Origin of the sequence: Citrobacter koseri ATCC BAA-895 (genome assembly GCF_000018045.1) — a bacterium.
Classification (GTDB): domain Bacteria; phylum Pseudomonadota; class Gammaproteobacteria; order Enterobacterales; family Enterobacteriaceae; genus Citrobacter_B; species Citrobacter_B koseri.
On the sequence record NC_009792.1, the window covers coordinates 619,726 to 632,444 of the forward strand.

Annotated in this window: 13 protein-coding genes; 8 read left to right on the top strand and 5 right to left on the bottom strand. The window is 56.6% G+C overall.

Annotation, left to right across the window (positions count from 1 at the left end):
* Positions 1–123: 123 nt before the first annotated feature.
* From cdd to CKO_RS02825, 4 genes are all read right to left on the bottom strand, one after another.
* Entirely contained in the window at positions 124–1,008 is an 885-nt protein-coding gene (cdd, locus tag CKO_RS02810) for a cytidine deaminase (protein ID WP_012131624.1), read from the bottom strand.
* 129 nt (positions 1,009–1,137) lie between these two features.
* On the bottom strand, positions 1,138–1,833 hold the full coding sequence (locus tag CKO_RS02815) for a CidB/LrgB family autolysis modulator (protein ID WP_012131625.1): 696 nt from the start codon (positions 1,831–1,833) through the stop codon (positions 1,138–1,140).
* A complete protein-coding gene (locus CKO_RS02820; RefSeq protein ID WP_012131626.1) occupies positions 1,830–2,228 on the bottom strand; it encodes a CidA/LrgA family protein in 399 nt (132 codons plus the stop codon). The genes CKO_RS02815 and CKO_RS02820 overlap by 4 nt, the downstream gene beginning before the upstream one ends.
* 129 nt (positions 2,229–2,357) lie before the next feature.
* On the bottom strand, positions 2,358–3,266 hold the full coding sequence (locus CKO_RS02825) for a LysR substrate-binding domain-containing protein (protein WP_024130178.1): 909 nt from the start codon (positions 3,264–3,266) through the stop codon (positions 2,358–2,360).
* Between the two features lie 126 nt (positions 3,267–3,392).
* Between CKO_RS02825 and mhbT the strand changes: the two genes are divergently transcribed.
* The 7 genes from mhbT to mdtQ all read left to right on the top strand — a co-directional run bounded on the left by mhbT (position 3,393) and on the right by mdtQ (position 11,122).
* Positions 3,393–4,751 (top strand): 3-hydroxybenzoate transporter MhbT, encoded by a 1,359-nt coding sequence (gene mhbT, locus CKO_RS02830; protein ID WP_024130179.1) that lies wholly within the window; start codon positions 3,393–3,395, stop codon positions 4,749–4,751.
* 11 nt (positions 4,752–4,762) lie between these two features.
* A complete protein-coding gene (gtdA, locus tag CKO_RS02835) occupies positions 4,763–5,800 on the top strand; it encodes a gentisate 1,2-dioxygenase (protein ID WP_012131629.1) in 1,038 nt (345 codons plus the stop codon).
* 15 nt (positions 5,801–5,815) lie between these two features.
* Positions 5,816–6,517: a fumarylacetoacetate hydrolase family protein gene (locus CKO_RS02840; protein WP_012131630.1), complete on the top strand. Its 702-nt coding sequence runs from the start codon at positions 5,816–5,818 to the stop codon at positions 6,515–6,517.
* An 8-nt stretch (positions 6,518–6,525) separates the two neighbouring features.
* Positions 6,526–7,170, top strand: a complete 645-nt coding sequence (gene maiA / locus CKO_RS02845; RefSeq protein WP_024130180.1) for a maleylacetoacetate isomerase — start codon at positions 6,526–6,528, stop codon at positions 7,168–7,170.
* Positions 7,171–7,184: 14 nt separating this feature from the next.
* The gene (locus tag CKO_RS02850; protein WP_012131632.1) at positions 7,185–8,378 is read left to right on the top strand and encodes a 3-hydroxybenzoate 6-monooxygenase; all 1,194 of its coding nucleotides are present in this window, start codon (positions 7,185–7,187) and stop codon (positions 8,376–8,378) included.
* 66 nt (positions 8,379–8,444) lie between these two features.
* Entirely contained in the window at positions 8,445–9,383 is a 939-nt protein-coding gene (dusC, locus tag CKO_RS02855) for a tRNA dihydrouridine(16) synthase DusC (RefSeq protein ID WP_012131633.1), read from the top strand.
* A 302-nt stretch (positions 9,384–9,685) separates the two neighbouring features.
* Positions 9,686–11,122, top strand: a complete 1,437-nt coding sequence (gene mdtQ / locus CKO_RS02860; RefSeq protein WP_012131635.1) for a multidrug resistance outer membrane protein MdtQ — start codon at positions 9,686–9,688, stop codon at positions 11,120–11,122.
* Positions 11,123–11,170: 48 nt separating this feature from the next.
* Here the strand turns inward: mdtQ and CKO_RS02865 are convergent, their stop codons facing one another.
* Positions 11,171–11,740, bottom strand: coding sequence for a DedA family protein (locus tag CKO_RS02865; RefSeq protein WP_012131636.1), 570 nt, complete (start codon positions 11,738–11,740; stop codon positions 11,171–11,173).
* A gap of 163 nt (positions 11,741–11,903) precedes the next feature.
* Between CKO_RS02865 and CKO_RS02870 the strand changes: the two genes are divergently transcribed.
* Positions 11,904–12,491: a Yip1 family protein gene (locus CKO_RS02870; RefSeq protein WP_012131637.1), complete on the top strand. Its 588-nt coding sequence runs from the start codon at positions 11,904–11,906 to the stop codon at positions 12,489–12,491.
* Positions 12,492–12,719: the final 228 nt, after the last annotated feature.

A 12,719-nucleotide genomic window follows, 5' to 3' on the forward strand; every position in this document is an offset into this window, starting at 1 on the left:
TACCCGCTGTCGAAGCGCAAGAAACAGCAGTCTGATTGGGGGGATTTTAGACATTCTTGCCATTTGCATGTTGCCCGATGGCGCTGCGCTTATCGGGCCTACGCACATTGCGTGTTCCAGGGCTTAACCCAGCAGTACGCGGTCGATATTATTGCAGCCTAATGCTTTCAGCGTGGCGGCGGTGGCGTCCCACTGGATTAACGGCGCGTCGGCTTTCTCCGCCAGAATTGCGCGCTGAATATCTGGATAGTCATACCCGTTCAGGTTCAGCAGATTCAGTGCGCCCTGCAAAGGCGGCAGCGTAGGGTTAAAGGCGGCGTTCTCGGCATAGCTGCCGGTGAAAATACGCCCGTCTTTGCATTCCAGCGCCACGCCGCTTGGGGAGTAGCTGTAAGGCATATGACATTTATTGGCGGCGGCAATCGCTGCCTGAGTCAGCGCGTCGCCCTCCAGCGCGAAACCGTGATCCTGCTCGTCCATCAGCAGCGTTTTGATCTCCAGGTCTTTCGGGCCGAAAGCGTCAGGCAGATAGTCGCGTAAGGTATGCGGTACGCGCCCCGGCAGGTGGATACGCAGATCCAGGCCGCTGTTCAGTTCGTTCATAAACTGACGGCAATGACCGCAAGGGGTGTAGTTAACCGTAATGGCGGCGAGCCCTTTTTCACCGCGCAGCCAGGCATGGCCGATCGCGCTTTGCTCGGCATGAACGGTTTGCTGCATCGTCGCGCCCAGGAACTCCATATTCCCACCGAAATACCAGGTTCCACTGATGCCGCGCGCGATAGCGCCAACGTTGAAGTGGGAAAGGTCGGTGCGTGCGCAGGCGGCAGCCAGCGGCAGGAGCGCGAAAGCCAGCGCGTCTTCGTCCAGCCCCGATTCACGCTTAAGCGTCGAGACCTGCTCCGCAGTCAGCATGGCGGGAAAATGCTCATCTGCCAGAATCGGCGCCAGCGCTGATTGCAGATTATCCGCAAGTTGGCCAAAAGCAGTTTGAAAACGTGGATGCATGGCGTTGCCTCATAACAATGTAATGGAATCGTAGTTTACGGAGCTGTTACGGCTTTATATGTGATCCAAATCTCATTGTGATTGCAACTTGTGAAACTTAAATTAAAAATGCGCGACGCATCGCAAATTTTAACCCGCTACCGCCAGAATAATCGGGAAGAGAAACGGCGCCAGCAGCGAGGTGATGATCCCGCAGATCACCAGCGCCAGCGAACTGAACGCCCCTTCCTGGTAATCCAGCTCGGCGCAGCGCGCAGTGCCCAGGGCGTGCGAGGCGGTTCCCATTGCCAGACCGCGTGCGGCTTTGGTACGGATACGCATGAGGTTGAGCAGGGTATGACCAAATACGGCGCCCAGTATCCCGACGAAAATAACGCAGACGGCGCTAATGGCGGGGATGCCGCCGATGCTGCCGCCCACCGCCATTGCGATTGGGGTTGTGACCGATTTCGGTAATACCGATGCGGCGATTTCCGGCGTGGCGCCCATCAGTAAGGCGACAGTGGTTCCGGTCACCATGGCGACCACGCTGCCGACGAAGCAGATCGTGATGATGGATTTCCAGCGGGCGCGGATTTGGTGCAGTTGTTCATATAAAGGGTACGCCAGCGCCACGACGGCGGGTTGCAGCAGGTCGTTGAGCACCTCGCTGCCTTTGAAATAGTGATCGTAAGGAATGCCGGTCAGCATCAGAAACGGGATGATGACCACCATGGCAACCAGCAACGGGTTAAGCAACGGCATCTTAAAGCGCGCAGCCAGTTTGCGGGCGGCGAAAAAGACCGCTAGCGTCAGGGGTAACGACCACCAGATATACGACATCATTTTTTCGATCCTTTCTGCCCTAACACTTTTCGTTCACCGTGTACGATATGCGAACTCCAGCTCACGACCAGGAAAACAACCAGCGTACTGATCGCACAGGAGACCACCACCGGGCCAAACTGCGCGCGCAGCAAATCGAAGTACTGCATGACGCCGACGCCAATCGGCACAAACAGCAGCGCCATGTAACGGATCAGGACATAGCATCCCGGGTTTACCCACTTCGCTGGCAGAATTTGTAGCGCCAGTAAAACAAACAGAATCAACATGCCGATGATGCTGCCGGGAATCGTGATAGGAAGCAGCGATGCAATGAAAATACCCGCATACAAACAGGCATATATCAGTACAAATGCGCGTAAATACTGCCAGATGATATTCAGTGATTTACTCATGGTAAAAGCCCTTGATGAAACAGATTCATCATACAATTAAACTTTAAAACGTGCTACCGATCACATCATGAATTCTGAGCATAGTGGAAATAGACAACGGGAACATCGGGCAACGCCCCGTTGCCCGCGCTAAACCTGCGCCAGAAAATGCAGAAAACGGCTCAACGCGAGAGAAGGGGTCTCGTTCTTGCGCCAGAACATGCCCACGCTTCCTTTCTGTTCTATTTTCGGCAGGTTTAAGATAGCCAACTGGCCCTGGCTGGCATAGCGTTGCGCCAGGCGTAGAGAAAGAATAGAGATCATATCGCTGCTTTGCAGCAAATTGGTGCTGACGTTCATCGAGGCGGATTCGATGGTGTTTTCCGGCAGCATCACGCCGTTGTCCACCAGGGCGTTATCAATGCTGATGCGAATTGGCGTACCGGTCGGCCAGACAATCCAGCGCCAGTGGGCGAGGTCGTTCCAGGAAAGCGTGGCGTGTGAGGCCAGAGGATGATGGGGGCGGGCGACAAAGCAGACCGGTTCGGTGTAGAGCACCTGATAATTTAACGGCAGCTGGAGCGCCCGACCGCCCACGCGGCCTACCACCACGTCCAGCGACCCGGCGAGCAGATCGTGTAAAAGCGGGGTCATGACTTTCTCTTCAATATTCAGGTGCAGCGTCGGCATCTCATTGAGCAGGCAGAGGATCGCCTGCGACACGCAGTCTGTCGCGACCGGTGAACAGCCGATTTTCAGGCTTCCCACCAGCCCACCTTGCTTAAAGCGCGCGATCTCATACTGCGAACGTTCCATATCGTTGATGAGCCGCTGCGCATGCTGGAGCAACAGCTTGCCCCCTTCTGAAGGGCGTAACCCCTTGCTGTGGCGTTCAAAAAGCGTGATTCCGATCTCATCTTCAAGCTGTGACAGCCACTTCGACAGCGCGGGCTGGGTGATGTTCATCATTCGCGCAACGTGGGTCAGATTCCCTTGTTCCCCCAGCGCGACCAGCATTTGCAGGTGGTGCAGCTTCAATTTTTGCGCCCAATTCGCCATTTGATATAACCCCCAGGTTATGCCTCTGCCCGAAATGCCATTGTACATTTCATCGCCATGATTACAAACTTGCAACATACAAAAAACAAAAATGACATCTACCTTACCTGCACCGAGGCATTCACTATGACTCAACGACGTGATCTACAAGCACTGATTGACGCCGCCCCCGTCGGCAAAATGCAGTGGCGCGTTATCATCTGCTGCTTTCTGGTGGTAATGCTCGACGGTTTTGATACGGCCGCAATTGGCTTTATTGCGCCGGATATCCGTACGCACTGGCAATTGAGCGCCAGCGATCTGGCCCCGCTGTTCGGCGCGGGTCTGCTGGGGCTGACGGCAGGGGCGCTATTGTGCGGCCCGCTGTCAGACCGTTTTGGCCGTAAACGGGTGATTGAACTGTGCGTGGCGCTGTTTGGTGCCTTGAGCCTGCTTTCCGCCTTCTCGCCGGATTTGCAAACGCTGGTGGTACTGCGCTTTTTAACCGGGCTAGGGCTGGGCGGCGCGATGCCGAATACCATCACGATGACGTCGGAATACCTTCCCGCCCGCCGTCGCGGCGCGCTGGTAACGCTGATGTTCTGCGGGTTTACCCTCGGTTCGGCGATGGGGGGCATCGTCAGCGCGCAACTGGTGCCGCTGATTGGCTGGCACGGCATTCTGGTGCTCGGCGGCGTATTGCCCTTAATGCTGTTCTTCGCTTTGCTGTTTGTTCTGCCCGAGTCGCCACGCTGGCAGGTGCGTCGTCAGCGCCCGCAGGCGGCGATTGCCAGAACGGTTGCCGCCATCACCGGTGAACGCTACGACAATACGCATTTCTATCTTCATGAAGCCGCCGCCATTTCAAAAGGCAGTATCCGCCAGCTTTTTATTGGGCGTCAGCTTCCCATTACCCTGATGTTATGGGTCGTGTTCTTCATGAGCCTGCTCATTATCTACCTGCTCTCCAGCTGGATGCCGACGCTCCTGAACCACCGGGGAATCGATTTGCAGCATGCCTCCTGGGTCACTGCCGCATTCCAGGTCGGCGGTACGCTCGGCGCGCTGTTACTCGGTGTACTGATGGACAAGCACAATCCGTTCCGGGTGCTGGCCGTGAGCTACGCGCTGGGCGCGGTCTGCATCGTGATGATTGGCCTGAGTGAAAACGGACTGTGGCTGATGGCGCTGGCGATTTTTGGTACGGGCATTGGCATCAGCGGATCGCAGGTGGGGTTGAATGCCTTAACTGCGACGCTGTACCCGACTCAAAGCCGTGCAACCGGCGTGAGCTGGTCCAATGCCGTCGGGCGCTGCGGCGCCATTGTCGGCTCGCTCTCCGGCGGCATGATGATGGCGATGAATTTCTCTTTCGATACGCTGTTTTTCGTCATCGCGATTCCGGCTGCCATTAGCGCGGTGATGCTCGCCATGTTGACGGCGGTTGTCCGCCACTCTGCCTCTGAACCTGACGTGCTGCCGCGGGCAGGCGTCGTGAACGAATAAGGAGAACCTCCATGTCTGAAGTGAATCAGGATGTTAAACACAACCGTCAGCAGTTTTATCAGCACATTTCCGGGCAAAACCTGACGCCGCTCTGGGAGTCGCTGCACCATCTGGTGCCGCAAACGCCGAACGCCAATTGCGCGCCTGCGTACTGGAACTATCAGGAGATCCGCCCGCTGTTGCTGGAAAGCGGCAACCTGATTGGCGCGAAAGAGGCTGTCCGCCGGGTACTGGTGCTGGAAAACCCGGCGCTGCGCGGACAGTCGTCAATTACCGCGACGCTGTACGCAGGACTGCAATTGATTTTACCGGGCGAGGTGGCGCCGAGTCATCGCCACAACCAGTCGGCGCTGCGTTTTATTGTGGAAGGGCAAGGCGCTTTCACCGCCGTTGACGGCGAGCGGACGCAGATGCACCCGGGCGACTTTATTCTGACGCCGCAGTGGCGCTGGCACGATCACGGCAACCCTGGCGACGAGCCGGTGGTATGGCTGGACGGTCTGGATCTGCCGCTGGTGAATACGCTGGGCTGCGGGTTTGCGGAAGATTACCCGGAAGAACAGCAGCCGGTGACGCGCAAAGAAGGCGATTACCTGCCGCGCTACGCCGCCAACATGCTGCCGCTACGCCACCAGGTCGGCAATTCCTCGCCGATTTTCAACTACCGCTACGACCGTAGCCGTGAAGCGCTGCATGACCTGACCCGGATGGGGGAACCTGACGAGTGGGATGGCTACAAGATGCGCTATGTCAACCCGGTCACCGGGGGCTATCCGATGCCTTCGATGGGCGCGTTTTTGCAACTGTTGCCGAAAGGGTTTGCGTCGCGCGTGGCGCGCACGACCGACAGCACCATTTATCACGTTGTGGAAGGTTCCGGGCAGGTCACCATTGGCAATGAGACGTTCCACTTCACGGCGAAAGATATCTTTGTGGTGCCGACATGGCACGGGGTGTCGTTCCAGACCACGGAAGATACCGTTTTATTCAGTTTTTCGGACAAACCGGTTCAGGAAGCCCTCGGCTTGTTCCGCGAAGCTCGTTATTAAATTGGGAGAGAAAAAATGAGCAAATATGTATTCGAACCTCAGGCGCCAGTCGCGGTGCCGGTTGTTGGCAGCGATGAGCAATTCCCGGTTCGCCGCGTCTACTGCGTTGGCCGTAACTACGCCGCCCATGCCCGTGAGATGGGGTTCGATCCCGATCGTGAGCCGCCGTTCTTCTTCTGCAAACCGGCCGATGCGGTCGTACCGGTTGCGGCTGGCGAAACGCTGGCGCTGGCCTATCCGTCGCAGACCGATAACTATCACTATGAAATTGAACTGGTGGTGGCGATAGGCAAGCAGGGCAGCGATATTCCGCTTGAGCAGGCGCATGAGTATGTCTGGGGCTATGCCACCGGGCTGGATATGACCCGCCGCGACCGCCAGATGGAAATGCGTCAGATGGGGCGCCCGTGGGAAATCGGCAAAGCGTTTGATTTGTCCGCGCCGATTGCGCCGCTGCATAAAGCGACCGATGTGGCAGACGTCAACAACGCGCCGATTTGGTTACAGGTAAACGGGGAAGATCATCAGCGCAGCGATATTCGCCATCTGATCTGGTCCGTCAATGAAACCATCAGCTACCTGTCCGGCTTTTTTGAACTGCAACCGGGCGACCTGATTTTCACCGGCACGCCGGAAGGGGTTGGGGCAGTGGTGAAAGGGGATGTGATTACCGGCAATGTGGAAGGGTTAACGCCGATCGCCGTGAAGATTGTCTGAGGTGAATGATGAAGCTGTACAGTTTTTTTAATAGCTCGGCGTCTTATCGCGTGCGTATCGCGCTGGCATTAAAAGGCATCGATTATGAGACGGTGGGCGTCAACATTCGTATCGGCCAGCAGAATGCGCTGAGCTATCGACGGATGAACCCGATCGGGCTGGTGCCGACGCTGGTGACTGATGACGGTGAATCTCTCGGGCAATCGCTGGCAATCATCGACTGGCTGGATCGCCACTTCCCGCAGACGCCGTTGCTGCCGTTGGTCGATCCGGCGCGCAGCCAGGCGCTGGAAATTGTCTATGCCATTGCCTGTGATATTCACCCGGTGAACAACCTGCGCGTATTGCGCTACCTGACTGACGAGCTGAAGATCGGCGAAGAAGACAAGAAACGCTGGTACGCCCACTGGGTGCAACAAGGGCTTAGCGCGGTGGAACAGTTGTTGCGCCAGGGGCAGTCCGGGCAGTTTTGCGTGGGGGATGCGCCCACGCTGGCGGATTGCTGCCTGATTCCACAATGGGCCAATGCGCTGCGAATGGGATGCGACCTGAGCGGTTATCCGCGCTGCAAGGCGGTTTATGACGCCTGTACCCGGCTTCCGGCCTTTATCGCCGCCGCCCCCGAAAATCAACAAGACAAAATTTCAGCCTGATAAGGAGAACGACAATGGCTAAAGTGACAAGCGCAATTATCGTGGGTGGCGGTATTGGCGGCGCAGCGACCGCGCTGTCGCTGGCGCGCCAGGGCATTAAAGTGATGCTGCTGGAAAAGGCTCATGAAATTGGTGAGATTGGGGCGGGGATTCAGCTCGGGCCGAATGCATTTTCCGCGCTGGACAGCCTCGGCGTTGGCGAAGTGGCTCGCCAGCGCGCGGTCTTTACCGATCATATTACGATGATGGACGCCGTGAATGCCGAAGAGGTTGTACGCATTGAAACCGGCCAGGCCTTTCGCGACCATTTTGGCGGCCCGTATGCCGTGATTCACCGGGTGGATATTCATGCCACCGTCTGGGAAGCGGCGCTGACCCATCCGGGCGTGGAGTACCGGACTTCGACGAATATTGTCGATATCCGCCAGACGCCGGATGATGTAACGGTGTTTGACGAGCAAGGGAATAGCTGGACGGCAGATATTCTGCTGGGCTGCGATGGCGTGAAATCGGTCGTGCGCCAGAGTCTACTTGGTGATACGCCGCGCGTGACCGGGCATGTGGTGTACCGGGCCGTGGTGGAGTGCGACGACATGCCGGAAGATTTGCGCATCAACGCGCCGGTACTGTGGGCCGGGCCGCATTGCCATCTGGTGCATTATCCGTTGCGCGGCGGGAAACAGTACAATCTGGTGGTGACGTTCCATAGCCGTCAGCAGGAGGAGTGGGGCGTGAAAGACGGAAGCAAAGAAGAGGTGCTCTCTTATTTTGCCGGGATTCACCCGCGTCCGCGTCAAATGCTCGACAAACCCACCTCCTGGCGCCGCTGGGCGACCGCTGACCGGGAACCGGTAGAGAAATGGGGAACCGACCGCATCACGCTGGTGGGCGACGCCGCGCACCCGGTTGCGCAATATATGGCGCAGGGCGCCTGCATGGCGCTGGAAGATGCCGTTACGCTGGGTAAAGCGCTGGAGCGTTGTCATGGTGATGCGCAGCAAGCCTTTGCGTTGTATGAGTCGGTGCGTATTCCCCGTACGGCGCGAATTGTCTGGTCAACCCGCGAGATGGGGCGCGTCTACCATGCCGCAGGCGTGGAGCGACAGGTGCGTAATCTGCTGTGGAAAGGCAAATCCCAGCAGGAGTTTTATCGCGGCATTGAGTGGCTGTATGGCTGGAAGGAAGATAACTGCCTTGAGCCGCGCTGAGAGACTTTAAACCGCACCACAGAGGCGCTACCATAGCGCCTCTTTTTTTGCAGGTAACGAAATGCTATGCGTGTTTTACTGGCGCCGATGGAAGGCGTGCTCGACTCTCTGGTGCGCGAGCTACTGACCGAGGTTAATGATTACGATCTGTGCATCACGGAGTTTTTGCGCGTGGTGGATCAGCTTCTGCCGGTAAAAGTGTTTCATCGCATCTGCCCGGAACTGCACAATGCCAGCCGCACGGCGTCCGGCACAGTCGTGCGTATTCAACTGCTGGGGCAATACCCGCAGTGGCTGGCGGAAAACGCCGCCCGCGCGGTGGAGCTGGGCTCATACGGCGTGGATTTAAACTGCGGCTGTCCATCGAAAATGGTGAACGGCAGCGGAGGCGGGGCGACGTTGCTCAAAGATCCTGAGCTTATCTATCAGGGGGCAAAAGCGATGCGCGAAGCCGTGCCTGCGCATTTACCGGTCACGGTGAAGGTGCGTCTGGGCTGGGACAGCGGCGAAAGAAAATTTGAAATTGCCGATGCCGTCCAGCAGGCAGGGGCGACAGAGCTTGTCGTGCATGGGCGCACCAAAGAGCAGGGTTATAAAGCCGAACATATTGACTGGCAGGCGATTGGCGAGATCCGCCAGCGACTCACTATTCCGGTTATCGCCAATGGTGAAATCTGGGACTGGCAGAGCGCGCAAGAGTGTATGGCGGTCAGCGGCTGCGACGCGGTGATGATGGGACGTGGAGCGTTAAACATCCCGAATCTCAGCCGCGTGGTGAAATATAACGAACCGCGTATGCCCTGGCCGGAAGTGGTCTTACTGCTGCAAAAATACACCCGGCTGGAAAAGCAGGGGGATACCGGGCTGTATCATGTCGCGCGTATTAAGCAGTGGCTGGGGTATTTGCGTAAGGAATATACGGAAGCCACCGCGCTATTTCAGGAAATCCGTGCGCTTAATAATTCCCCCGATATTGCTCGCGCCATTCAGTCCATTGATATTTAAATCGCCTTATCTGGCCGCGTGCCTGATGGCGCTTCGCTTATCAGGCCTACAGACTGTGTAGGCCGGATAAGACGGTACGTCGCCATCCGGCAGCGGTCAGCGGTCAGCGGTCAGCGGTTCGACAGGGAACTACGCAAAGGGCAAATATCATTCCATGAAATATTTTAATCATAATCATCTGTTTCAATTATAATTTTCTAATTATATTTTTCCTTTTCCAAAGATGTATTGCCACGCGTAACTAAAAAACAGGACGCAACACCACGTAATCTCTGCGCACCTTTTCTTACCAGAACGTCTCCATGAACCGCGATTCTCTCCTGGCCACAACGGTGTGCCTGTCTCTTTTTACGCTGCTGGCGGGTTGCGCACCGATGCACGATACCCGTCAGTCGCTGACGCGACAAACGCCTGCTGCACAGGTTGATTCACCATTACCGACGGCAATAAAAAGCGGTTGGCCGGACAGCCAGTGGTGGAAGGCGTACCACGATCCCCAGCTTGATGCCTTAATTGACAACGCATTACAGCATTCTCCTGATATGCAGGTAGCTGAACAGCGTATACAACTCGCCGAGGCGCAGGCGAAGGCGGTTGAAGCGCAGGATGGCCCCCGGCTGGATTTCTCTGCGGATGTTGAGCGCCAGAAAATGTCTGCGGAAGGGTTGATGGGGCCGTTTGCCATCACCGATCCGGCGGCGGGAACCACCGGGCCGTGGTACACCAACGGGACGTTCGGCTTAACCGCCGGTTGGGATCTGGATCTCTGGGGCAAGAATCGGGCTGAAGTCAGCGCGAGAATCGGCGTAGTGAAAGCGCGTGAAGCGGAACAGGCGCAAACCCGGCAACTGCTGGCAAGCGGCGTCGCGCGTTTATACTGGGAATGGCAGACGCAGGCGGCGCTTAAAGCGGTGCTGACGCAAATCGAACATGAACAGCAAAACGTCATTACGGTTGATCGCCAGCTGTATCAAAACGGTATTACCTCCTCGGTCGAAGGGGTGGAAACCGATATTGATGCCGGTAAAACGCAGCAGCAGCTAAATGATGTGGCCGGTAAAATGAAGATTATTGAGGCGCGTCTGAGTGCGCTGACCAATGCGCAATCGGCCTCGCTGACCCTGCATACGGTTGCTCTGCCAGTGACTGAAAGCCAGTTGCCCGCTCAGTTGAGCTATGAACTTCTGGCTCGCCGACCCGATTTACAGGCGGCGCACTGGTACATTGAGTCCTCTTTAGGCAGCGTTGACGCCGCAAAAGCAGCGTTTTATCCCGATATCAACCTGATGGCGTTTCTGCAACAGGACGCCCTGCACCTGAGCGATCTGTTTCGCCATTCCGCACAGCAGATGGGCGTCACCGCCGGGCTGACGCTGCCGATCTTTGACAGCGGCAGGCTGAACGCCAGTCTTGATATCGCGAAAGCGCAAAGTAATCTCTCTGTCGCGAATTACAACAAAGCGGTGGTGGATGCGGTGAATGATGTGGCGCGCGCCGCCAGTCAGGTTGAAACGGTGGCTGAAAAAAATCAGCACCAACGGCAGATTGAGCATGACGCACAGCGGGTGGTTGGTCTGGCACAGGCGCGGTTTAATGCCGGAATTATTGCGGGCTCCCGCGTCAGCCAGGCGAAGATCCCGGCGCTGCGGGAACATTGCAACGGCCTGATTTTGCAAGGGCAATGGCTGGATGCGTCCATCCAGCTCACCAGCGCGCTGGGCGGCGGTTATCATCTTTGAGCGTCGTGCCGGATGGCGCTTTAATGCAGGCCAAATAAGCCTGAAGCGCTAAGGCGCATCAGGCTTATTGCGCCGTTTTAACCACCAGCGAGCGCCAAAAACCAGCCCAACCACCAGCGCCAGCCAAATCACATGCTTTATATGCTGGTCGAAACTGTGCAGCCACGGCGCGATCACCTCGCCGCCAATATAGCCCAGGGTGGTAAACAGCAAAGCCCAGATCATTGCCCCCAGAATATTCAGCGGCAGAAAGATTTTAGGCGGCAGGTGGCTGGCGCCAATCAATAGCGGCCCAATAATGCGAAAGCCGTATATAAATCGGGAACCGATCACAAACAGGTACGGGCGGCGCTGAATCATTTTCTGCGCCAGATGAATTTTGGCGCGATGTCGGGAAAAGCGCCGCAAAATTTTGCCGCCATAGCGACGGCCCAACAAATAGAGCACCTGATCGCCAATCATGCCGCCGAGTGCGACAGAGAGCACCACCAGAGGGAATTTAAGCAATCCCTGATGGGCTGCCACGCCGCCTAACAGGGTGATGGTCTCGCCTTCCGCCATACTGCCAATAATCAGCGCGGCGTAACCGTAATGCGTGATAAGACTGTTGATATCCATACGTGAAAACGACCTCCCGCCTTTAGCATACACCCTATCAATGTTTATGGCCGGAAAAGGCGCGACGTTAGCGCATCGGTTTTTATGCGCTGTACATAAAATAATCGAAAGCTGAATTATACTTGAAGTGTTGAGATCCAGAGCTGACAAGCAGGGGGGCGGTATGAACCATGTCTGGGGGCTATTTTCCCATCCCGATCGTGAAATGCGCGTGATCAAAAGCGAAAACGAAACGGTGTCGCATCACTATACCCACCATGTGCTGCTGATGGCGGCGATCCCGGTGATTTGCGCCTTTATCGGCACCACGCAAATTGGCTGGAATTTTGGTGATGGCAATGTGCTGCGCTTGTCTCTGTTTACGGGGCTGGCGTTCGCGGTTCTGTTTTACGGCATGATGCTGGCCGGGGTTGCCGTGATGGGGCGGGTCATCTGGTGGATGGCGCGCAACTACCCGCAACGGCCTTCCCTGGGACACTGTATGGTCTTTGCCGGGTATGTCGCAACGCCGCTGTTTTTAAGTGGTCTGGTGGCGCTTTATCCGCTGGTGTGGCTCTGTGCGTTAGTCGGTACTGTCGCACTGTTTTATACCGGCTATCTGCTGTATCTCGGCATCCCGACATTCCTGAACATCAGTAAAGAGGAAGGTCTGAGCTTTTCCAGTTCGACGCTGGCTATCGGCGTGCTGGTACTGGAAGTGCTGCTGGCGATGACGGTGATCCTGTGGGGATATGGATACCGGTTATTCTGAGATATGAAAAGAATTCGGGTCGCAGGAGGGCGATAAATGGACAACAGCAGCGCGCCTGCGCCCCGAAACAGGGAAGAGATGGGTGTAAAAGCCAGCATGCAGCATTTCGTGACGATTCTCTTATGGCGACAACGCTGTCGGGTCGCTATGATGCCGGAGCTAGCTTGAGTAAAATCCTGGCTCAGGCGGTGTACGTTCTACGTGCGTGAATCATTATCAGAAATCTCA